This window comes from Rufibacter sp. LB8, assembly GCF_014876185.1.
GTDB lineage: Bacteria > Bacteroidota > Bacteroidia > Cytophagales > Hymenobacteraceae > Nibribacter.
Genome location: NZ_JADALJ010000001.1, coordinates 2,914,520 through 2,936,417 on the forward strand (window position 1 = coordinate 2,914,520; position 21,898 = coordinate 2,936,417).

The 21,898-nt window shown below is 51.6% G+C and carries 16 protein-coding genes; 7 read left to right on the top strand and 9 right to left on the bottom strand.

The genetic code is table 11. From position 1 onward, the window contains the following. Positions 1-161 precede the first annotated feature (161 nt). Together IMY23_RS12275 and IMY23_RS12280 are read left to right on the top strand one after the other, a co-directional pair. The gene (locus IMY23_RS12275) at positions 162-1,268 is read left to right on the top strand and encodes a sensor histidine kinase (protein WP_192822369.1); all 1,107 of its coding nucleotides are present in this window, start codon (positions 162-164) and stop codon (positions 1,266-1,268) included. 12 nt (positions 1,269-1,280) lie between these two features. Further along, on the top strand, positions 1,281-2,021 hold the full coding sequence (locus IMY23_RS12280; RefSeq protein WP_192822370.1) for a LytTR family DNA-binding domain-containing protein: 741 nt from the start codon (positions 1,281-1,283) through the stop codon (positions 2,019-2,021). Between the two features lie 318 nt (positions 2,022-2,339). Here IMY23_RS12280 and IMY23_RS12285 read toward each other — a convergent pair whose 3' ends face one another. The 3 genes from IMY23_RS12285 to IMY23_RS12295 form a co-directional block, all read right to left on the bottom strand. Then, on the bottom strand, positions 2,340-5,258 hold the full coding sequence (locus IMY23_RS12285; RefSeq protein WP_192822371.1) for an SBBP repeat-containing protein: 2,919 nt from the start codon (positions 5,256-5,258) through the stop codon (positions 2,340-2,342). A gap of 306 nt (positions 5,259-5,564) precedes the next feature. Then, entirely contained in the window at positions 5,565-6,950 is a 1,386-nt protein-coding gene (locus IMY23_RS12290) for an alanine/glycine:cation symporter family protein (RefSeq protein ID WP_370589847.1), read from the bottom strand. 190 nt (positions 6,951-7,140) lie between these two features. Further along, positions 7,141-7,554 carry a thiol-disulfide oxidoreductase DCC family protein gene (locus tag IMY23_RS12295; protein WP_192822372.1) on the bottom strand — a complete coding sequence of 138 codons (414 nt, stop codon included), beginning with the start codon at positions 7,552-7,554 and terminating at the stop codon, positions 7,141-7,143. 314 nt (positions 7,555-7,868) lie between these two features. Between IMY23_RS12295 and IMY23_RS12300 the strand changes: the two genes are divergently transcribed. From IMY23_RS12300 to IMY23_RS12310, 3 genes are all read left to right on the top strand, one after another. After that, positions 7,869-8,300, top strand: coding sequence for a hypothetical protein (locus IMY23_RS12300; RefSeq protein ID WP_192822373.1), 432 nt, complete (start codon positions 7,869-7,871; stop codon positions 8,298-8,300). 190 nt (positions 8,301-8,490) lie between these two features. Then, positions 8,491-10,002, top strand: a complete 1,512-nt coding sequence (locus IMY23_RS12305; RefSeq protein ID WP_192822374.1) for an HTTM domain-containing protein — start codon at positions 8,491-8,493, stop codon at positions 10,000-10,002. A 149-nt stretch (positions 10,003-10,151) separates the two neighbouring features. After that, the gene (locus IMY23_RS12310) at positions 10,152-10,325 is read left to right on the top strand and encodes a hypothetical protein (protein WP_192822375.1); all 174 of its coding nucleotides are present in this window, start codon (positions 10,152-10,154) and stop codon (positions 10,323-10,325) included. A 71-nt stretch (positions 10,326-10,396) separates the two neighbouring features. On the opposite strand, the gene IMY23_RS12315 is transcribed toward IMY23_RS12310, so the two are convergent. The 4 genes from IMY23_RS12315 to IMY23_RS12330 all read right to left on the bottom strand — a co-directional run bounded on the left by IMY23_RS12315 (position 10,397) and on the right by IMY23_RS12330 (position 12,378). Further along, positions 10,397-10,750 carry a hypothetical protein gene (locus IMY23_RS12315; RefSeq protein WP_192822376.1) on the bottom strand — a complete coding sequence of 118 codons (354 nt, stop codon included), beginning with the start codon at positions 10,748-10,750 and terminating at the stop codon, positions 10,397-10,399. A 43-nt stretch (positions 10,751-10,793) separates the two neighbouring features. Next, complete coding sequence (locus tag IMY23_RS12320) at positions 10,794-11,000, bottom strand: helix-turn-helix transcriptional regulator (protein WP_192822377.1); 207 nt, start codon at positions 10,998-11,000, stop codon at positions 10,794-10,796. A 5-nt stretch (positions 11,001-11,005) separates the two neighbouring features. Next, the gene (locus IMY23_RS12325) at positions 11,006-11,635 is read right to left on the bottom strand and encodes a DUF2975 domain-containing protein (protein ID WP_192822378.1); all 630 of its coding nucleotides are present in this window, start codon (positions 11,633-11,635) and stop codon (positions 11,006-11,008) included. A gap of 191 nt (positions 11,636-11,826) precedes the next feature. Next, entirely contained in the window at positions 11,827-12,378 is a 552-nt protein-coding gene (locus tag IMY23_RS12330; RefSeq protein ID WP_225986495.1) for a hypothetical protein, read from the bottom strand. A 381-nt stretch (positions 12,379-12,759) separates the two neighbouring features. Here IMY23_RS12330 and IMY23_RS12335 point away from each other — a divergent pair, with 381 nt between their 5' ends. Further along, positions 12,760-14,058: a DEAD/DEAH box helicase gene (locus tag IMY23_RS12335; protein WP_370589848.1), complete on the top strand. Its 1,299-nt coding sequence runs from the start codon at positions 12,760-12,762 to the stop codon at positions 14,056-14,058. Between the two features lie 159 nt (positions 14,059-14,217). Here the strand turns inward: IMY23_RS12335 and IMY23_RS12340 are convergent, their stop codons facing one another. Beyond that, on the bottom strand, positions 14,218-14,634 hold the full coding sequence (locus IMY23_RS12340) for a hypothetical protein (RefSeq protein ID WP_192822380.1): 417 nt from the start codon (positions 14,632-14,634) through the stop codon (positions 14,218-14,220). A 610-nt stretch (positions 14,635-15,244) separates the two neighbouring features. Between IMY23_RS12340 and IMY23_RS12345 the strand changes: the two genes are divergently transcribed. Next, positions 15,245-16,549 (top strand): M20/M25/M40 family metallo-hydrolase, encoded by a 1,305-nt coding sequence (locus tag IMY23_RS12345; protein ID WP_192822381.1) that lies wholly within the window; start codon positions 15,245-15,247, stop codon positions 16,547-16,549. Between the two features lie 527 nt (positions 16,550-17,076). On the opposite strand, the gene IMY23_RS12350 is transcribed toward IMY23_RS12345, so the two are convergent. Then, complete coding sequence (locus IMY23_RS12350; RefSeq protein ID WP_192822382.1) at positions 17,077-21,825, bottom strand: cadherin-like beta sandwich domain-containing protein; 4,749 nt, start codon at positions 21,823-21,825, stop codon at positions 17,077-17,079. Between the last annotated feature and the right edge of the window lie 73 nt (positions 21,826-21,898).

The following is a 21,898-nucleotide window of genomic DNA, read 5'->3' on the forward strand; positions in this document are numbered from 1 at the left end:
AACGGCTTTACTAAAATACACCAACGCCCGCTTTTCCTTGATGAACCCGTTTTTGAACAGTTAAGCGCGTTGCTACTTGTAAAAGGCCCGTTGGTAAAGTTTACGCTGGGTTTCCTGTATTTGCAGAGGCATTTGAAAGAGGTTTCCCCTAATTTTAAGGCATGGATAAAAAACGAATCCTTCTTTTCCATTGCCTTTTCTGGTTCATAGACACGGTCAAAGACATCATCTTCGGGTTTCAGTATTACAACTTCGGGGAGATGCAGTACACGTGGTATGCGTTTTATAAAATAGCCGCCGTAGAAATAGCCCGAACCCTACTGACCGCTTCGCTCTTTTACCTGAACGCGCAGTTGCTGGTGCCCAGATTATTTGAAAAGCAGCGCTTTGGCGTGTATGTGGCCGGGGTGTTTGGGCTGTGGCTGGCGTTTACGCCGGTGTATTATGTATTTGAGGTGTCGCTGATGCGCTATTTTGGGTGGGCCAGTTATGACGAGCAGGTGAGCTTTGTGTTCCTGTTCCAGAGCCTTGTCACTTCAACGCTGATGTACATCTTGCTGGGCATTGCCTACCGCTATATTCTGGATTGGTTTAAGGCGCAGGAAGAAAAAAAAGAACTGGAGAAAGCCCGCATGGGCACCGAACTGGCTTTTCTGCGCTCGCAGATTAACCCGCATTTCCTGTTCAACACCATCAATGACATTTACGCGCTCACCTACCAGAAATCTGATTTAGCCCCCGATGCCTTGCTCAAACTATCTGGCTTGCTGCGCTACATGCTCCGCGAAAGTGAGCAGACGCTGGTGCCGCTTTCCAAAGAACTGGAATACCTGCAAGACGTGGTAGAACTACAGCGCATCGGGCTGAAAGGCCACGCCTATATTGATTTCTCGCAAGAAGGCGATATAGACCAGTACCAGATTGCGCCGCTGCTGTTGATTGCCTTTGTGGAGAATGCATTTAAGCACGGCATCTGCACCAACCCGGCCCGGCCCATTCAGATTCACGCCGAGCTGGCGGAAAACCAGCTGCATTTCTCCGTCTTCAACCACAAAAACACCGACCAGAAAGACCACACTGGCGGCATTGGCTTGCCTAATGTTAAAAGACGGCTAGAACTGCTTTACCCGCAGCGCCACACCTTAACCATTCAAGACGAGAAAGAGAGTTTTTTTGCCACCTTAACGTTGCAGCTGGATTCTGCCAGTTTGTCGCTCAAGAAACCAGCGCCCACCAGACAAACTGAACCGGCACTGCTTTCTTTTTAACCCACCTCAACCATGAAAAAACTACGCTGCCTGGCGGTAGATGACAAACCGCTGGCCCTGGACATACTTTCAGATTACATTCAGAAGATTGATTTCCTGGAACTGGCGGGCAGCACCACCAGCGCCCTGGAAGCCCTGAAACTGGTAGACCAGGAGAAAGTGGATCTGCTGTTTCTGGACATTCAGATGCCCGAGCTCACCGGTATACAGGTCATGAAGATTCTGGGCAACAAATGCCACGTCATTCTCACCACCGCCTACACCGAATACGCGCTGGAAGGCTACGAACACAACGTGATAGACTATCTGCTCAAGCCCATCGCGTTTGACCGTTTTTACCGCGCCGCCCAAAAAGCGCAGCAACTTTTACTGCCTGCTTCAGAACCGGCCCCAGCCGTAACGCCTGCCGCAGCGCCAGAAAACACGGGCCAGGGCATCATCTTCGTGAAGACCGAGTACAAGCTGGTGAAAATCAGGCTAGACGATATTCTGTACGTGGAAGGCCTGCAGAACTACGTGTCCATCTACACCAAAACCGAACGGATTCTGTCTTTGCGCAACATCAAGAAAATGGAGGAACAGCTGCCCAGGCCGCAGTTTGTGCGGGTGCATAAATCCTACATCGTGCCGCTAGACAAGATTGATTCCATTGAGCGCAACCGCATTTTTATTGGCGAAGCCGTCATTCCCCTGGGAGACACGTACCGCGAAAACTTCATGCAGATTATTGAAGACCTTCAAACGGCCCAATAAGGCAAAATTCCCGTTTTCGGGCTCATTTCTGGAAAGAAAGCCGAAAACGGAAACATCCCTGCCGCAAGTTACGGTATCGCTAAACTTGCAGCAGGAGTTCTTATAGAGACAATGTGCCTTGCCTCACGGTTGAGGTCGCAAAAGAAGCCTGCTCAAAAGACATGCTAGCGTGCGCAGTTCCTACAAGCGTTTGTGCCAATTGCCTTTATCCCTAAACATTCTTCTTCAGACGTTTTCGGGCTCATTTACAGAAATGAGCCCGAAAACGGGACTTGCCTAATTGATGGTTAGCGTGAAGGATTATAGCTGTGGCTTTCCTTATTGTATGACAAGCCGCTTTACGTAGGTCTTTCCGTTATATTCCGCCCTCAGCACATAAATACCGGCAGCTAGCGCCTCAACATTTAGCTGTCCGCCACCTTGTGCTACCACCTGTTTCTGTGCAAGTTGGCCTAGGGAATTGTAGAGGGAGACAGAAATGTTGCCGCTGTTAACCCCAGAAAGCCGTACTTCCACCAATCCTTCGGTGGCTGGGTTAGGATACACTACCAAACCATCTTCCTCTTCTAAAGCCTCTATGCCCGTAACGGTACTGGCGGCTAGTTTAGCTAGGAACATCGTCCTTCCGTGAGTGGTTAAGTTGCTGGTTCCAAACGTGGCGCTGCCCTGGAAATACCCGGTGATAAAGACATTTTCTGAGTTGTCTAAGCTAATGCTGTTGCTGTAGTCATCTAATGCTCCTCCTGCCCGCTGCGCCCACAAGGCAGTACCCGCCGGATCATATGCAACCATGAAGGCGTCTGTTCCACCGGCACTGGCGAGCCTAGTGGAGCCAAACGCGGCGGCATTTTGAAAAGACCCGGTTATAAATGCGTTTCCTGCATTATCAATGGCTATTCTATAGCCCACGTCTATGCCTGTCCCTCCCGCTTTCTGGGCCCACAACGCATTGCCTTGCCCATCAAATTTAGCGATAAAGACATCTTTGTTGCCGGTACTGGAAATGCTGGTGCTCCCAAAAGCGGCAGTGCCCGAGAAATCTCCGGTCACGTAAATATTTCCGGTTGCATCCAGGGCTATGCTGTTGCTGTAATCTAAGCTGCTTCCTCCTGCTTTCTGTGCCCAGAGTACGTTGCCCGCCGCGCTATACTTGACCAGGAACACATCTGCACTACTGCTGACCAGACTGGTGGTACCAAAAGAAGAAGTACCTGCAAAAGAGCCTGTCACATAGACATCACCAGCACCGTCTACGGCTAAGTCATAACCATAATCATTGTAGCCTCCGCTAACCTTTTGTGCCCACAGCACGTTGCCTGCCGCGTCATATTTGGCCAAGAAAGCATTGGTTGTACCCGTGCTGGTAAGCGTACTGTTTTCAAAGGTGGCATTGACACTGAATTCCCCGGTCACGTAAATATTCCCGGAGGCATCTAAGGCGATGCCGTTACTTTCTATGTTATTCAGCCCGCCCGCCCTCTTTGCCCACAGCACGTTGCCCGCCGCATCATACTTGGCAAGAAAGATGTCATAGTTACCGGGACTGATGAGGGTGGTGGTGCCAAAGGTGGCGTTCCCCAGAAAATAACCTGTCACATGAATGTTCCCGGCGCCGTCTATGGCCATGTCTGTAGGGTAGATAACGCTACTGCCTCCTGCCCGCTGCGCCCAGCGCACATTGCCGGCCGCGTCATACTTGGCAAGAAAAGCGTTATTGATGCCCGTGCTCACGAGCGTGGTACTGCCCAAAGTGATACTTCCCAGGAAATACCCAGCCACAACCGCATTGCCTGCGTTGTCTACGGCTACGCTTCTACCATAATCTGTTGCGGTAAACCCGAAAGGCATTTCAGCCCACAGCACGTTGCCCGCCTCACTGTACCTGGCAATGTAGACATCACTGCTACCCTTGGCGGTCAAGTCATAATCACCGAAGGTGATGCTGCCTTGGGTATTGCCCGTTACTACAGCCTTGCCCGCGGCGTCTACGGCAATGCCATAGCTTTTGGTGGTTCCCCACAGCGCCCCTTTGGCAAAGCGCACGGCTCCTGTGGTGTCATATTTTGCCATGAAAAAGCTCTGATAGCTGTTGCCCTGCAAGGTGATACGCCCAAATCTTGCGCTGCTTGCGAAATCTCCGGTCACATACGGGTTCCCGGTTCCGTCAAGGGCTATGCCGTATCCCACGTCTGAACCGGTTCCGCCTGCCCGCTGTGCCCATAGCGCCTTGCCATCTTGGTCATATTTGGTAAGGAACATATCTATGCTGCCGGCGGTGGTAACAGAAATATCACCAAAAGTGGCGGTGCCCGAGAAAAAGCCGGTTATATACGCATTCCCGTTTTTGTCAGCGGCAATGCCGTAGCCAATGTCTGCACCGCTGCCCCCTGCGCTTTGTGCCCATTGCGGGTTCCCGGCTGCGTCATATTTGGCCAGGAAGATATCCTGGCTACCGGCACTGGTGAGTTTAGAGGCCCCGAAGTAGGCGATTCCCTGGAAATCTCCTATGATATACACGTTGCCAGCGCCATCAGTAGAAATGCCGTAGCTGTTGTCTATATAATTCCCGCCGGCTTTCACTGCCCACAACGTGGTGCCCGCTGCATCATACTTGGCTATGAACACATCTCCGGAGCCTGCATTGGGGAGCGTAACACTGCCAAACGAAGCGGTGCCCGCAACTCTCCCGGTTATAAAAGCGTTCCCCTGGCCGTCTACCGCAACGCCATAGGCATTTTCTGGACTGCCGCCGCCCGCCCGCTTCGCCCAAAGTATGTTTCCCGCCGCGTTATATTTGGCGATGAAAATGTCAGTATAACCTACACTGGTGAGGGCGGTACCGCCAAAAGTTGCCGTGGTCTCAAAACTCCCGGTGACGTACACGTTCCCAGTGGCATCAACAGAGATCCCGTAGGCTTGGTCTTCGCCGGTGCCACCAGCCTGTTGCGCCCACAGCACGTTGCCCGCCGCATCATATTTAACCAGGTAGACATCATGCTCGCCCGCACTTGTGAGGGTAATGTTCCCAAACCTGACATATCCCTCAAAATACCCGGTTGCGTACACGTTCCCTTCTGCATCTGCCGCCGCGGCTCTCCCAAACTCGTTATTCCCTACGCCATATTCCCCGGCAGCCTTTTTTGCCCATAGAAAATCTGGTGCCTGCGCCCAGAGCCCAGATACGCTTAACGTGAACAAGAGGGTGAATAAAATGAAACGTGCGTAAAACTTTGGCATACTTATCTTTTTAACCATGTGCAGTCTGATTTTAGATTCAACGTCTTCCCTTTACCAGTGCAGAATTACAGCTACACATAGTAGAAGCAGAATTTCTAGTTGAAACGCATCATTACCAAGCAAGGGAAAATATTCCTTAACAGTTCATTCTTCTATTCCAGCGAAATAGATTTCAATAGCCCTCTTCATTGGGAAAGATAAGAATCCGACTGCTATGATAGGATTAGCCTGTCAAAAATAATCCCCGTTTTCGGGCTCATTTACAGAAATGAGCCCCAAAACGGGAATTCTAATCTTTGCTACCTGCTACCTACTACTCAACCGCTCTGCTTTCATTCTGGCGAAATAGTCTTTGGCGGCGGTCATTACTTTAGGCGATAAAATCAACGCGCACGCCATAGTAGGAATAGCCATTAGCGCAAAAGAGGTGTCAATTAAATCTATGATAGATTTCATGGTGACCACCGCGCCAATAATGACCGTGGAAATATAGAAGAAATCATAGGCCCGGCGGTATTTGAACCCAAATAGGTAGGTGAAGCACTTGGAGCCATAGTAGCAGTAAGAAAACAGAGACGTAAACGCGAAGATAAACACGCAAATAACCAGCAGGTACTTGCCCATTACGGGCATGGCCGCCTCAAAGGCTTGCGCGGTCATAGAAACCCCATTGCCCGTATCAGCGCCTTGCCACACGCCCGTCACCAGAATGGCAAGGCCGGTCATGGTGCAGACAATGATGGTGTCAATGAAAGGCTCCAGCATGGCCACCAGGCCTTCGCGCACGGGCTCATTGGTTTGGGATTCGCCGTGCATCATGGCGGCGGTGCCAATGCCGGCCTCATTGGAGAAAGACGCCCGCCGCGCACCCATGATGATAATCTGCATGACGGCCCCGCCCAAAACAGCATTGCCTGTGAAAGCATCTTCAAAGATCATGGCAAACATAGACGGCACCGCCGAAATATTCACCCCAATGATGTAGAGCACCGAGCCCGTGTAAAGCACCACCATTAACGGCACCAACTTAGTAGCCACGCTGGCAATTCGCTGCAAGCCCCCAAACATGATAATGGCCACCGGAAACGCCAACGCTATTCCCATAAACAAATTAGAAAGAAAAGCATCTTCATTGGTGACCACGCCACTGGGCACCAGCACCACATCACGCACAATCTGGGTGAGTTGGTTAGACTGAAAAAGTGGCAACGTACCAATAAGGCCGGCGGCGGCAAACAGGATGGACAACGGTTTCCATTTCTGGCCCAGCCCTTCGGTGACCATGTACATGGGGCCACCCTCCACTTCGCCGCGCTCATTGCGGCCGCGGTACATGACAGACAGTGTACAGGTGAAGAACTTGGTGGCCATGCCCACAATAGCGCTCACCCACATCCAGAAGAGCACGCCGGGCCCGCCCATGGCAATGCCCACGGCCACACCGCTAATATTGCCCATGCCAATGGTAGACGCCAGCGCACTGGCCATAGCCTGAAACGGACTTATTTTACCGGGCGCGTTGGGGTCCACGTATTTCCCACGCAAGATTTCAATGGAATGGCCCAGGTGCCGGAAAGGCACAAACCGGCAATACAGCATCAGGAAAAGGCCGCCGCCCATAAGCAAGATCAACAAAGGCATGCCCCAGGCCAGACTGCTGGCTTCGGCAAGAAAGGTTTCTATATTTTCCACGGATATAAAAATGGTCTAGCATGCAAACTTACGGTCTGCGGTTGGCAAAATAACGGTCTGTTTTTGGCCTCTGTTTTGAAAATGAGCCCCAAAACAGGTATCTATCTGAGTTACAACACCAAAATTCTATAGAAGAACTAGAGATTTTTAGCACAGAGCAATTTACGTGAAATTTTGGGCGAAACCACCGCTACAGAAAACGGGCTTTGAGCGCCGGTGTAGGCAGCCAACAGCTTTCCTGCCGGCCAAACCACCGGTAGCGGTTCTTAGAAACCCAGTCATACACCGGGTCACGCAGAAATTTGGGAATTACCGCCAAGGCATACAAGAACGACCACCCCCCGTTCAGACGCTTCACAATGCGCAGGGCCGCTGAGGAGCGGGTGTAGAGTTTGCCGTTTTCCAGCAGGAGCACGCTTTTGAACTCATGGGTGGGCAGGCTGTGCGCTGCCAGAATCTGTTGGCCCAGGTCAGACTGCAAGACCGCAAACCTGAAATGGCCTTGGGGGTCATGCTTGATTACAAACTGCACAAAGCCGTTGCAGAGGTTGCAGACGCCGTCGAACAGAATGATGGCAGAAGTGGGAGAGAGTGTTTGTTCCATGAAACGTTGGTGGCAGTACGCGGGTAGCCAGCCTTCGGTTATTTTGGTTCTGAGTATGTGGCTGGGTAATTCTGGCTATCCTAGGCGCTTGGGTAAACAGGCGGCGGCAGCGTTTGTTTTTTCTTCACCATGAAGGAACGGCCCAGACCGAACTTACCCATGACGCTTGACACCTGCAAATAAGGGAATTACCGGCGTTTGCTACCAGAATTAATTTTATAAAAAATTGAACACCTTTCTAAAAAGCCCTCGTAAAAGATGAACTTGAAATCAACCCCCATTAAAAAATTTACCTTAAACACATTCAAAGCACTATGAAAAAGACATTTGTAAACGTGATGGCCGTAGCGGCGCTGGTTGCTACTTCAGCATTGACTTCTTGCTCAGGCAGCACTGAAACCACTACTGACACCACCACCACTGACATGACCACCGAGTCTGAGACCACTGGTACTACTTCAGAAACCACCACGGGTATGACAACCGGCACTACCACTGGTACAACCGGAACTACCACCGGCACAACTACTGGAACTACGGGCACTACAGGAACTACTGGCACTACAGGTACCACCGGAACCACTACAGGTACTACCGGTACTACTGGCACCACCGGAACTACTACCGGAACTACTGGTACTACTGGTATGACAACCGGAACTACAACTGGTACTACAACCGGCACTACCACTGGAACTACAACTGGCACTACCACTGGAACTACAACCGGCACTACTGCTCGTTAGTCAACTGTAATAATACCGCCAAAAGAAAAGGCAAAACCCGCGGGTTTTGCCTTTTCTTTTGGCCTTCTTTGAAGCAGCGCAGAAGCTCCTCAACCGCAAACAATATCTGTGAGCCGCATGAGGTAACTGTGAAAGGCTTGTTTGCGTTGTTAAGCGTCACAGGCCACGGCCTTACCATTCGCCTTCTCTTATGCACCTTTTGCAACAGTATCTTCAGCGGGTCTTTTACGCAGATGTGCGCGCACTCTCCCTTATGCGCATCTGGGTGGCGGCCGTCCTGCTGCTGGACATTGGCATACGGGCCACCGACCTGGAGGCGCATTATTCCAACATGGGGGTGCTGCCGCTGCATGTGCTCCACGCCAACGCCTGGAACCAGTATTTCTTCTCCCTGCATGCGCTGAGCGGGCTGTGGCAGTTTCAGGCGATGCTGTTTCTGGTGGCGGCCGGTGCGGCAGTGGCCATGCTGCTGGGCTATCACACGCGCTGGGCTACGGCTATCTCCTGGGTTTTGCTGCTTTCGCTCCAGAACCGGAACCCGCTCATCACGCAGTCCGGCGACAGTTTGCTGCGCATGTTGCTGTTCTGGGGTATGTTTTTGCCCTGGCACCGCCATTATTCGGTAGACGCCCGTAAGATTTCCCCATCCATTGATTCCAAACCAACCCAATATGTAAGTGCGGCCACAGTAGCGTATCTGTTGCAGGTGGCCTGGGTGTACGTGTTCACCGCGCTGCTAAAAAGCGGACCAGACTGGACCACCGACGGCACCGCGCTTTACTATGCCCTCAGCATAGACCAGGTGCTCATGCCCGGCGGAAAACTCATTTACCCTTACCCAGAGCTGCTGAAATTCCTGACGCACGCCACGTATTACGGTGAGCTGTATCTACCCTTCGTGCTGCTCATTCCGTGGCGCACCACCTGGTGGCGGCTACTGTTTATTATGTGTATTGTGGGGCTGCACATCGGCATCAGTCTTACGCTGTTTGTGGGCTTGTTCTACCTGATCAGTATTTCGGCGGTTATTGGTTTGTTGCCCACCCCGGCCATGGATTTCCTGGACCGGCGGCTGCGCGTGGGCTACGGGCGGGTGCAACAGCGCTGGGAGGGCCTGGCCAAAAGCGTGGCCTCGCCGGTACGCGTGCAGGTAAACGTGCAATGGCAGGCGCCGCGTTGGGCCCAAAGGATTCCCAGAAAATACGTGCGTGAAGCGCTGGTGCTGACCTGTCTGGTACTGGCTTTCTGGTGGAACCTGGGCACCTTGCGCAAACCGGCACTGCAATTCCCCAAGGCTCTTGAAGCCGCAGCGCTGGTGCCCAGGCTAGACCAGAACTGGAGCATGTTCGCGCCCAACGTGTTCAAAGACGATGGCTGGTACATTCTGGAAGGCATCACCACTACCAACAAGAAAGTAGACCTCAACCAGCAGGGCAAAGAACCAGACACGGTGAAACCGGCTTCGGTGATGGGCCTGTTCAAAAATGACCGCTGGCGGAAATACTCTGAGAATTACCTTTTCTCGCCCAACGCGTACATGCGGCCATATTACTGTTTCTACCTGCTCCGGCGCTGGAACGAAGCCCACCCAAAACAGGAACAGATACAGGAATTGTCGGTGATTTACATGAAGGAATTCACGCTGCCCAACTACAAAACCGCCCCGCTCCAGCGCGAAGTGCTCTGCCACTGTAAACCGTAATTCTGCAGTCCTAAGACCCACAGGAAGACAGACAGCTACCTGGGTATAAATACTGAATCTTGCGCTACACCTCTCAGGAAGGTATTTTTTTCAAAGCGATGCCCGTATAAAAGGAAAAATTTGTTTCACCCATAAGAAAGGAGGACCCCATGCCACAGGGAGATAAATCAGCGTACACTGACAAGCAGAAACGTCAGGCCGAACACATTGAGGAAAGCTATGAAAAGAAAGGCCTCTCTGAAGAAGAAGCCGAAAAACGCGCCTGGGCCACCGTGAACAAACAAGACGGCGGCGGCAAGAAAAGCGGCTCCGGCCGAAAGTAAACCCTGCTTGTTCTCAATAAAAATTCCCGTTTTGGGGCTCATTTCCAGAAATGAGCCCCAAAACGGGAATTTTAGTTTTTGTCCTTTTCTAAAGATTCCATTTCGCGGAGTACCTTTTGGGAGGCAATGATCATTTGGTCTAGCTCAGACGTTTTGCCAGTAATTTTAAACCTGAAATTCTGCGCATCTGCCTGCTTCATGTTCGTGCTCACCACAAAAGCTAAGGTGATAGGCGCTTCAGGCGAGTTCTCCTTGAAAATATCTCTTATATCTTGCCAGTTAATATCTGAAAGCTCTTCTAGGTTCGCTGCTTTCAATTGAAAGGTGGAAACAGTGGTAGTTGCTTCCCCTTTTTTCTCCTGCGCGTTTCCTGTAAAAAAGAAGAACAGGAGTAATCCGGTCAATAAAAAGCCTTTTGATTTCATTTTATTAGAGATAAAGGTTAAAAATAACTGGCTACTATGATTCTCAATCAGGCCGGAATTCCAGTACGTCGCCGGGTTGGCAGTCCAGCACCTGGCAGATGGCCTCCAGGGTAGAGAACCGGATGGCTTTGGCTTTGCCGGTTTTGAGCACCGAGAGGTTGGCCATGGTGATGCCTACGCGCTCAGACAGTTCGGTCAACGACATTTTGCGGCGCGCCATCATCACGTCAATGTTCACAATTATGGGCATGCGGGCTAAATGGTTAACTGCTCCTGCTCCAGAAGTTCGTGGCCTTCCTTAAAGATTTCGGCCATGACAAAGGCAGCCAGCATAAACACCAGCGGCAACACCTCCACAGAGAATTTAACGATAGAATGTCCTTCGGCAATGAAAAATGAAAACCACTGCACCAGTGACAACAGCAGACACATAAACCCAATGCGCCGGAAAGACTGCACGTTGCCCGCCCCAAACGTATTCAGGGCCCGCACAGACGAAATCACCTTCAGTACTTCCCTGGTAATTCTATAAAAGATAAGCAAGACGGAGGCCATCTGGGCATACATGAAATACAGGGAGTACCAGTGCACCTGTGCCAGCGGAATCTTCTCGCCTCTTTTGCCGGGTGTACTTTCCCCGGGGTTTAGCCCTATGGATTTCGATATTTTGATGGTGGCGCCTCCCTTGCCTTTCATTTCCTCGCGCACCGTTTTTTGGTACACAAAGGTCTCGTTTTTCACATCTACCTGCACCCCTTCATACGCAGACGGCTTTACCTGGAAATGAATGAAAAGACCGGTGAGCACTACAAAGGCACTGATAATCAAGACAGAAAACACGGTCCCCACCAGTGAGGCCAGCATAAGCAACGTATTCTTTTTCATAGGGCTTTCTTAAAACTACCCCAAGGTACACATCTCTACCTGACCTGCAATAATTTATTACCGTTTTTCGATAATAAAATACCTTACTTCGATATTTCAACTACCAGTAAGAGAAACAAAAACTCCCGTTTTGGGGCTCATTTCTGAAAATGAGCCCCAAAACGGGAGTTTCATAAAGTAGGCTAAGCCGTTTACACTTTCACTTTCCGGAGGTAACGGGCGGCCAGGCCGGCCACTACGCCGGCCATGAGGTAGTAACCCACCGTGAGCGCCTGCGTTTGCGTGGTTCTATTGCTGGGAGCTGTGCCCAGACCCAACGGACCCGGTAACACCACGCCACCCACGCCGGCCGCTGCTCCTAAAACGGTACCGCGCCACAACGCTTTCTTGCCGGAACCTACCAAGCTGTAGTACAAACTGTTGGAGAGAATATCGCCTAGTAAAGCCCAAGTGTGCAGGGTGTCATTCTCCGGTGGGGTTTGCCCGGCGCTGCGCAGCCCTTTGGCAATGGCGCGCATGCCCAGAATGTCCATACGCGGGGCCTCTGGGTAAAAACGACGGACGGTTTCATGCACGGCGGTCACGGCAAGGGCGCCAGCCATGCCGCTCAGGCCTGCCGTCAGCCATTTGTTCAGGCGCTTTTTGCCAGCCTTTTTGGTCTTCTTGGCAAGTTTATTTTTCTTCTGGCCAGGTTGCGCTATAGGCGTTCCTTGCTTGTTGGTTAAAATCAGTTCTTTTGCCATATGTACAGGAGTTACTGCAGCTAACATGTAAAGCTGCTTTATGAAATTGGTGTATCTTATGTATGCTTCAAATTCACCACTCTGGGAATTAGATATACGTTGTTTACTGTAGTTCTGCTATAGGGTTGTACATCCTTGGTTAACAGCATACCGCCACGGGCTTGCTAATTTTCTATGCGGGCAGGAGTAACTTCACGTACCAACCCATCCATTGGCTGTGCTTCGGTTTGTGCGAAAGCTGCACAAAACCCAACACTGAATCTTTTTCCCTACCTTTGTGTCTTACTACCAAGGCAGTGCAGACGCATTTGCCATCTTTTCATGCGTGGCCACACACTTCGGCCTTTATATTTCACAATGACATTTTCAGAACTTAATTTGATGGAACCTCTGCTGCAGGCCTTGCAGGAAGAGGGATACACCACCCCCACCCCTATTCAGGAACAAGCCATCCCGCACCTTTTGAACGGTGATGACCTTTTGGGCTGTGCCCAGACCGGCACCGGCAAAACCGCCGCTTTCAGCTTGCCTTTGATCCAGCGCCTGCACGAGGCAGGTCCCGCGCACCCGGCCAAAGCCATCCGCGCCCTTATCTTGACCCCCACCCGCGAGCTGGCCTTGCAGATTGGCGACAGCATTAATTCCTACGGCCGGCACACCAAAATCAAACACACCGTGGTATTCGGTGGCGTGGGCCAGACGTCACAGGTAGAACAGATTAGACGCGGCGTTGACATTGTGGTGGCTACGCCCGGCAGATTGCTGGACCTCATGAACCAGGGCTTGCTGTCTTTGAAACACATTGAGACCTTTATCTTAGATGAAGCCGACCGCATGTTGGACATGGGCTTTATTCATGACGTGCGCAAGGTGATCGCGCAGATTCCGGCCAACCGCCAGACGCTGCTGTTCTCGGCCACCATGCCCCAGGAAATCCAGAAACTGTCGGCCAGTATCTTGCGTGACCCAATTTACGTGGAAGTGACCCCGGTTTCCAGCACCGCAGAGAAGATTGGCCAGAAAGTGTTCTTCGTGGAGAAAACCCACAAGAGAGCCCTGCTCAAGCATTTGCTCCAGGGCGAAGAAATCAAGCGCGCCCTGGTGTTTTCGCGCACCAAGCACGGCGCAGACCGCATTGCCAAAGAACTTTCTAAAGTAGGCATAGCGGCCCAGTCCATCCACGGCGACAAAGCCCAGAGCTCGCGCGTAAAAGCGCTCAACCAGTTCAAAAACCATGAACTGAAAGCCCTGGTGGCCACAGACATTGCCGCCCGCGGCATTGACGTAGATGACCTCACGCACGTGATCAACGTAGATCTGCCCAATGAACCAGAAACCTACGTGCACCGCATTGGCCGCACCGGACGCGCCGGCGCAGATGGTTTGGCGCTATCTTTCTGTGATGACACCGAGTTGCCTTACCTGCGTGACATTGAGAAGTTGACCAAGCAGAACATTCCCGTGGAAGAAGAGCAACCCTACCACGCAGATTACCAGAAATTGCCCATTGGCGGCGGCAAAGCCACTGACAAAGCCCGCTCTGCTGCCAACAAAGGCGGCGGTGGTGGCGGTCCAAGAACCGGCCAAGGCGGCGGCGGAAGAAGACCGGAGCAACGCCAAGGCCAACCTGCCGGCGGTGGCAACCGCAATTCCTCTTCCAGAGGCCGCGGCACCAGGTAAACAGCCATTTCCGCAAGAGCGTCTATTTCCGTTTTCGGCTCCATTTCCAGAAATGAGCCCTAAAACGGAAAAGCTTTCTGAACAAACATACAAAAGCCCGGACGTACACTGTACGCCCGGGCTTTCTGCTTCTCAGCTATTCTCTAAAAAGAGAAAGTACTAAGAATGTTGGGTGCCTTTGTTTCTTTTGGCAGTTTTGTTTTTGCCTTGGCCAATCCAGCCGTTGGCTGAGGCTGCCCAGTAGCTAGCGCCTAACGCTAACACTGCACCACCCACAACTTTCTGGGTAGTAGAAAGGCCGCTGTAGCTACGTGCGCACGTTGCACCAAAGTCTTTCACGGCCTGTGGCAACTGAATGTTTTTCACAGCGTCTGGCAGTTGAATGTTCTTCACGGCCTGTGGCACCTGAATGTTGCTGATAGCGCCGGTGATGGAGTCCATCACGCCGCCTTGGCTCTGGTTCTGGTTCTGCTGGTTGTTGGCCGTGGCTGAAGTAGTACTTCTGTTGGCTGAATCTTGCTCGTAAGAAGTATTGGCGGCAGACGCTTGGGCTGCGCGGTTCTGATTGTTTTCCATAGTTGTAAGTATTAAGTAGTCTATTTTATTTCTGGGTTCCAATTGCTTGGGTTGCAGGCCAAACTGACGCGTGGCCGAATCTCTTGTATCGGGAAAGCGGCAGAATGGTTGCGTTGGCTTCTCACTTTTTTACTATTTCTTTCGCTCCGTCCTTTTTACGTCTCAAAATCGACGCAACAATATTCAATCAGAACTATATATGCATTTTCTCTTATTCTGATCCTATTGCCTACGTTTCCAAACACTGCAGGCCGTTTGCCGTGTCTAACTGCTGTCCCTTCACCTAAAGAATCGCTCGGCCGCATTGCAAGCCGTACCCAAAAAGTCTTATTTCTAACCAAAGGACCATCGTTCTGTTCTGCGTTTTCCGTTTTTGGCTTCGTTTCCAGAAATGAGCCCGAAAACGAAAATCCGGCAAACTGACCCAGGCCGCGGGCCGAAAGTGAATGTTGGCGTACTTCTTGATTAATGTGGCCCGCACGGCCCAGAGGCTTGGCAGGTCCTGAAAAAAACAGTAAACTTACTTTCTATTGGCCCGCTAACCGAAAACCAGGGAAAATCCTGTTAATTCTGAGCCAGTCTTTTACTTATGATTTCAACCACAATCCCTATGAATCTAAAAAAAGTATCTGTTGCGCTGGGGCTGGCCTGCTTGCCCTTTACCGGCGCCATGGCCCAGAAAGCGGTCAAAAACATTCAGCAGAAAGACGTCACGCGCATTGTCAAGACCCTGGCCGCTGATGACATGCAGGGCCGCAGAACGTTTACGCCCGGCATTGAGAAAGCCCAGGATTTCATTGCCGCTGAGTTCAAGGCCATCGGGTTGCAGCCTTTGGCCGGCGACACCGATTTCAAGCAGGAATTCAAGATGTACCAACTCACCCCAGACAAAGTAGACGTGGAAGTGAACGGCGACAAGGTGAAACCTGAAAACCTGTTCTACAGCACCGTGCACCGCAAGATTGAGTGGGAAGACAAGGCGCCGCAACCTATTTTCATTGGCGAGAATGATGATTTCAGACAAGGCATCAACAAAGCCCGCCAGCAGACCAAAGACGCGCTGGTGGTGGTGCACCCCAAGCACCAGGCCATGTTCAGCCGCTACGCCAACTTCTTTAAGCAGTCTAGCCCGGTGGCTGAGTTGGGCAAAGGCCCCACCATTATCTATGTCATGACCGAGCTAACCCAGATCACGTCTCTGGATGTGGAGATTAAGAACGATGCCAAAGAATTGAATCTGGCCAACGTGGCGGGCATGATTCCGGGCAAGCGCGCCAACGAGTTTGTGGTGTTCTCGGGTCACCATGACCACATTGGCATTCAGAAAGCCCTGGACGGCGACTCCATAGCCAACGGCGCCGATGACGACGCTTCCGGCACCACGGCCGTGATCACGCTCGCGCGCCATTTCAAGAAACAACCCAAGCCAGAGCGCACGCTGCTGTTTGTGACGTTCACCGCAGAGGAAATTGGCGGTTTCGGCTCACAGCATTTCTCCAAGCAGCTAGACCCAGACCAGATTGTGGCCATGTTCAACATTGAGATGATCGGCAAAGGCTCCAAGTTCGGGCCTAACACGGCGTACATCACGGGCTTTGAGAAATCAGACTTCGGTACGCTGTTGCAGGCCGCCGTGAAAGGCACCGCTTACAGTTTCCACCCAGACCCGTATCCCAAAGAAAACCTGTTCTACCGCTCAGATAACGCTACGCTGGCCCGCCTGGGCGTTCCGGCGCACACCATCTCATCGGTACAGATTGACCAAGACAAACTCTACCACAGCGTGAACGATGAGGTGGAAAGCCTGGACATGGCCCACATGACCAACATGATCAAAGCCATTGCCTTAGGCGCTGGTGATTTTGTAAAAGGCAAGAAAACGCCTAAACGCGTAGACAAAACCCAGGTGCAGTAGACGTTCCAGTTTAAAAGAGTAAAAGTCTCCCGTTTTCGGGCTCATTTCTGAAAATGAGCCCGAAAACGGGAGACTTTTTTTATGGGATTTGCCGTACGTTGGTGCTTTTTTGAAAATATGCATGGCGCAGAACTGGCAGAACCACGCTGTGTAGAGACGCAACACTTTACGTCTTGGCGCTATGCAACAGGAATATTGCCATGCGCGATTACGTCTTGTCTCTATGCATCAAAAGCGTTGCCCTACATGAAGGCCTAAAAAACCGCAATGCGTGGGAGACGCAAGGTATTGCGTTTCTACAATTCCCAGAATTTATTTCGATGTTGTCCTTTCCCATACATCCGGGAAATAATTTCCGTTTTTGGCTTCGTTTCCGGAAATGAGCCCGAAAACAGGATTTGACTGATTGCCTTAAGCGAAATTATTCACATAACTCTTTACAGCGAGACATAAAAAAAGCGCTTCAGTCTTAGACCGAAGCGCTTTTGTATGCATTAGAAGCGGCTGAGCCACTCCTGGGTTGTTCCTTATCTGGTCACCACGAATCTCACAGAGGCGGTACCGTTGTTGGTCACCACGCGCAGGAGGTACACACCTGGGGCCAAGGCATCGGCGGCAGTCAACCAAGTGGCGTCATGCGTACCGGCGGCAAAGGTTCCCAAGTTTTTCTCTAGTACCTGCGCACCGGCCATGGTCACCACCTGCACCTTCACAGAAGAAGCCTTCGGCAACCCGAATTTCACAGCGGCCTGGTCTTGTACTGGGTTAGGATACACGGCAGATACGGCCACGCTGGTAGGTTGGGCAGCCAAGTCCCCAATAGAGGTCAAGGTAGCGCGAGTCACTACAATGCTGTAGCTCTTGGCGGTGGTTCCGTCCTGGGCCATTACGGCTACGGTAATGGTGTTGGTTCCTACTTCCAGGGCAATCTCAGGAGAGGCAGCACCACTGGCAACGGCCGTTCCGTTCACCATGACGGTGGCAGTGGCATCTGCGGTGGTGGGCGTTACCGTGATGGTTGGTCTGGAGAAACCTACGTTGGCGGTGTAGCTCATGGTAGCGGCATCAAACGCGGGGCTTAAGGTACCGGCGCTCAAGGCCAGGCCAGCAAGGTTGGCGTTGGTAGCAGCGGCAGCTCTGGTCACTACTACGGTGTAGGTTTTGGCTGTAGTGCCATCCTGGGCTGTTACCACGGTAGTGATGGTATTAGCGCCCACGTTCAAGGCAATGGCCGAAGAAGCGGCTCCACTAGCTACGGTAGTTCCGTTCACGGTTACGGTAGCGGTGGCGTCTGCTACGGTTGGTCTCACCGTGATGGACGAGGTAGCAAACGGCAAAGAGGCGGTGTAGGCAACCGTGGCGGCATCAAACGCTGGGGTCAATGTGCCCGCGCTTATGGTGAACGCCGACAAGTTGGCGTTGGTAGAAGCGGCGGCAGTCGTAAACTCCTGTACTGCACCGTAAGAAGTACCCACTTCATTGGTAGCATAGGCGCGCACGTAGTATTTGGTGTTAAAGCTCAAGCCTGTCACTGGCAGGGTGAACACTCCTAAACCAGGCACCGTAGACGCAACTTTCACGTGATTGGCAGTGCCAATGGTAGGCTCTACAGCTGTGGCACTGGCCACATATACCACGCCTCTTTCTGTTACCTGTGCTCCGCCAACGGCGGTCACTTCTCCAGCCAAGGTGGCGGTAGTACTAGTGATGGCAGCAGGCGCGGTGGTGGTCACGGCAGGCGCTACCGGAGCAGTCAGTTCATTGGTCAACATTTCTAACGGAGCGCTGGAGTTCTGCGGATTTGGCGTCACCAACACAAAGTCAAAATTATTGTTGTTGCTGTCAAACCCGTTGCCTTGCAGTTCATCTGCTCCGCCGGTGGCCAAACTTGCCGTGGTAGAGAAGTTGTTGGCCTTTCTTTCCAACGCGGTGAGTTCACTGGTGTTGGCGGCTCTGTAGCCTTCAAACCCGCTGGCTCCGGCAGTAGTGCCCGCAGCATTTGGTTCACCCCATCCTAACAAGTCAACAATAGAAGCGTCTGAAGGATTTGCAACGGCCAGCAAGGTATTAGTGTTTGACAAGGCTACTTTTCCTCTAAACCCACCAATGTTCAAGGTACCAGAAGCATCTGGCGTAGGAAGGTCAGCAGCACCTGAGCTGGTCAGTTCTTTGACCAGGAAGTACCCTTTGGCTTTTACCGTTCCACTGATGGTGTGCATGGTCCAGGTAGCTGATCCAGCCACCGCAAACTGCACAGACCAGTTGTTCATGACAATGTCTTGATCAGTTGGGTTGTAAAGTTCTATGTAGTCAGATTTAAACAAAGCACCAGTGTTACCGGCACCGCCGTACACTTCACTGATCACCAAGTGGTTGGTCATGGCTCTGTTCACGGTTGTGGTATACGTCTTGGAAGTTGTACCGTCTTGGGCAGTCACCACTGCTGTAATGGTATTGTCCCCTACTTTCAACGGAATTGCCGCCGAAGCGCTTCCACTGGTCACAGCCACGCCGTTCACAGTTACAACCGCAGAAGCATCTGCCAAGGCAGGTGTTACAGTGATAGACTCAGTAGTAGAAGAAACCATGGCTTTGTAAGACAAGGTTCCCGCATCAAATACTGGTGACAACGTACCAGCGCTCAGCACTAAGCCAGAAAGATTGGCATTGGTAGAAGCGGCTCTGGTGGCAGTGATGGTATAGGTTTTAGCAGTAGTTCCGTTCTGGGCAGTTACCACGGTGGTGATGGTGTTGGCTCCTACGTTCAGGGCAATGGCAGAAGAAACGCTTCCGCTGGTCACCGCTGTTCCGTTTACCATAACGGTAGCATTGGCATCAGCTACGGTGGGGGTTAGAGTCAGGCTAGAAGTACCGTTAGCTACCGCCAAGGTATAGCTGGTGGTAGCGGCATCAAACGCTGGGGTTAACGTACCTTCGCTGGTCACTAAACCTGACAGATTAGCGTTGTCAGAAGCTGGCGTAGTAAAGCTAATTACAGAGCCATATGACGTACCATAAGAATTGATGGCATACGCCCGTGCATAATATTTGGTCATTACAGGTAAAGAGGTAAGCACCGAAGTGAATGCACCCGTTCCCGCAGTGGCATTTGCAACTTTGGTTACACCTTCCATGCCAATAGCTGGGGTTACGTCTGTAGTGCTGGCCATGTACACAAAGCCACGCTCTGTCACTGGTGAGCCACCGGTACCCGTAACGTTTCCGTTAAGGGTCGCACTGTTAGGTGTAATGGCGGTAGCAGCGGCAGTGGTAGTGGTTGGGGCAATCTCGCCTTCCAGCGGAGAAACCAAATTCTGGATGCTTGGCGTTGCAGAAACCACAAAGTCAAAGCTGTTGTTATTGCTGTCATAACCGTTTCCTCTGGTAGCGTCACTTCCGTCTGCGGCCATGGTAGCGGCGGTAGAGGTTGCTACTGCTTTTCTTTCAAGAGAAGAGGTGGCCGTGAATGCCGGAGCAGCAGCCCCTTCAAAACCGGTAGTGGCATTTCCCCAGGCAATTTTGTCCACTACTTGTGGCCCAACCGGGTTAGCTACCGTCAGCAAGATGTTATTGTTAACCAGAACAATTTTACCGCCACTAGAGGCAAAAGCAAATGTGCCCAGGTTATCATCAAATACGCCAACGCCAACACCGGGTGCACCTGTGACAGTGGCACCTTGAAATAAGAAGTAACCTTTGGCTGGAATAACTTTGGAAGGCAGGGCCGTCTTAATCCAGGTAGAGCCTGTGGCACTGGCTACTTGCATAGACCAACCACCCACACTGATTGGCGCATCTGTAGGATTATACAATTCCACAAAGTCATGCGTGTAAGGGCCAGACTCACCAGATCCTGCATAGATTTCACTAATCACCAAATGGTCAGCCATGCCCATTGTAGAAGGTGCCGCTGTTCTGGTGATGGTTAAATTATAGGTAGTAGTAACTATACCATCTGGCGCAGTCACCACAATGGCAATGCTATTTTCACCTACAGCCAATGGAAAGTTGTTGGCGCCGCTACCGCTTGTCACGGTTGCGCCATTGATAGTAGCCGTGGCAGCAGGGTTGGCGAAAGTAGGCACCACATCAACAAAGGCAATGCTGTTGTCAACCGTAGCGGTGTATGCTAAAGTAGCAGGCGAAAAAACCGGCGCTAACATACCTGCAGAAATATACAACTCAGATAACTGTGACGAAGCAATAGTAGTGAACTGCTGCACCTCTCCGTAAGCAGTACCAGCTGCATTAGTAGCGAATGACCTGATGTAGTAGTTGGTATTGTCTAGTAAGCCGGTCAAAGATTCTGAGAAAGCACCCGTTTGAATTGGAGCAGTAGCAGAGGCCGTCGATTTTTTAATGGTAACTCCTGCCGTCTCCAGCGTAGGAGTTACGTCTGTAGTGCTGGCTAGGTACACAAACCCGCGCTCCGTCAATTTTGAACCTCCGTTAGCCGTTACATTTCCGTTGGCCGTAGCAGTTATGGCTCTTATACTAGAAGCTGTGCTGGTTTGCACAGTTGGCGCAGCTGTGGCCGGTACGGTAACGGTAAGCGCTTCAGAGGCTGAGCCAGAATACTGCGGAACCGGGACAGCTGAGTTCACGAAGTCAAAGCCGTTGTCATTGCTGTCAAATCCATTGCCTTGCGTATCATCTGACCCTCCCGCAGCCATTGAGGCTGAAGTAGAATAGGTATTCGCTTTTCTCTCAATTGAATTTGTGGTAGTGGTTGCCGGCCCCACAGAACCTTCATACCCTGTTGGGAGCGGACCTGTTCCCCAGCCCACTTTGTCTACCACGGCAGCACCTGTTGGGTTTGCGCCTGTGAGTAGCACATCACTGTTAGAGAGTACCACTTTCCCTCTGAGCGCAGAAAGACTCAAAGAGCCAGAAACATCAAAATTGGTAATGGCCACGTTACCGTTCCCAGACGAAGCCCGCACCAGAAAGTAACTTTTTGCCTTAATGGTGCCAGCTGGAATATTGGTCTTGCTCCAAGATGTTCCATCTGCGCCCGCATATTGTACAGACCAGTTGGTCATGACAATATCTGCCGCAGTAGGGTTGTACAACTCAATAAAATCATGGGAATAAGGAGCGCCTACGTTGCCGCCTCCGCCATATACTTCACTGATCACCACATTGTTGGCTATTTGCGCACGCGCTGACCCAAAGGCCAGGCAGGTGAACAGGAAAAGCAAGAAAATGCCCTTCATCTTAGACAAGGCCCTGGTGGGGGAATTGCCCGGAGAAAAACTAGAGTAATTTTTTGTCATAAAACTGAATTTGTTGTTTGTGTGATGGTAAGAAGAAGAAAGAAAAAACCGCCTCATGACGGTAGAAAAAGCA

Coding starts and splice junctions, on each gene's coding strand:
- IMY23_RS12275 (WP_192822369.1), top strand. CDS start 162: ATGGATAAAAAACGAATCCTTCTTTTCCATTGCCTTTTCTGGTTCATA.
- IMY23_RS12280 (WP_192822370.1), top strand. CDS start 1,281: ATGAAAAAACTACGCTGCCTGGCGGTAGATGACAAACCGCTGGCCCTG.
- IMY23_RS12285 (WP_192822371.1), bottom strand. CDS start 5,258: ATGCCAAAGTTTTACGCACGTTTCATTTTATTCACCCTCTTGTTCACG.
- IMY23_RS12295 (WP_192822372.1), bottom strand. CDS start 7,554: ATGGAACAAACACTCTCTCCCACTTCTGCCATCATTCTGTTCGACGGC.
- IMY23_RS12300 (WP_192822373.1), top strand. CDS start 7,869: ATGAAAAAGACATTTGTAAACGTGATGGCCGTAGCGGCGCTGGTTGCT.
- IMY23_RS12305 (WP_192822374.1), top strand. CDS start 8,491: ATGCACCTTTTGCAACAGTATCTTCAGCGGGTCTTTTACGCAGATGTG.
- IMY23_RS12310 (WP_192822375.1), top strand. CDS start 10,152: ATGCCACAGGGAGATAAATCAGCGTACACTGACAAGCAGAAACGTCAG.
- IMY23_RS12315 (WP_192822376.1), bottom strand. CDS start 10,750: ATGAAATCAAAAGGCTTTTTATTGACCGGATTACTCCTGTTCTTCTTT.
- IMY23_RS12320 (WP_192822377.1), bottom strand. CDS start 11,000: ATGCCCATAATTGTGAACATTGACGTGATGATGGCGCGCCGCAAAATG.
- IMY23_RS12325 (WP_192822378.1), bottom strand. CDS start 11,635: ATGAAAAAGAATACGTTGCTTATGCTGGCCTCACTGGTGGGGACCGTG.
- IMY23_RS12330 (WP_225986495.1), bottom strand. CDS start 12,378: ATGGCAAAAGAACTGATTTTAACCAACAAGCAAGGAACGCCTATAGCG.
- IMY23_RS12335 (WP_370589848.1), top strand. CDS start 12,760: ATGGAACCTCTGCTGCAGGCCTTGCAGGAAGAGGGATACACCACCCCC.
- IMY23_RS12340 (WP_192822380.1), bottom strand. CDS start 14,634: ATGGAAAACAATCAGAACCGCGCAGCCCAAGCGTCTGCCGCCAATACT.
- IMY23_RS12345 (WP_192822381.1), top strand. CDS start 15,245: ATGAATCTAAAAAAAGTATCTGTTGCGCTGGGGCTGGCCTGCTTGCCC.
- IMY23_RS12350 (WP_192822382.1), bottom strand. CDS start 21,825: ATGACAAAAAATTACTCTAGTTTTTCTCCGGGCAATTCCCCCACCAGG.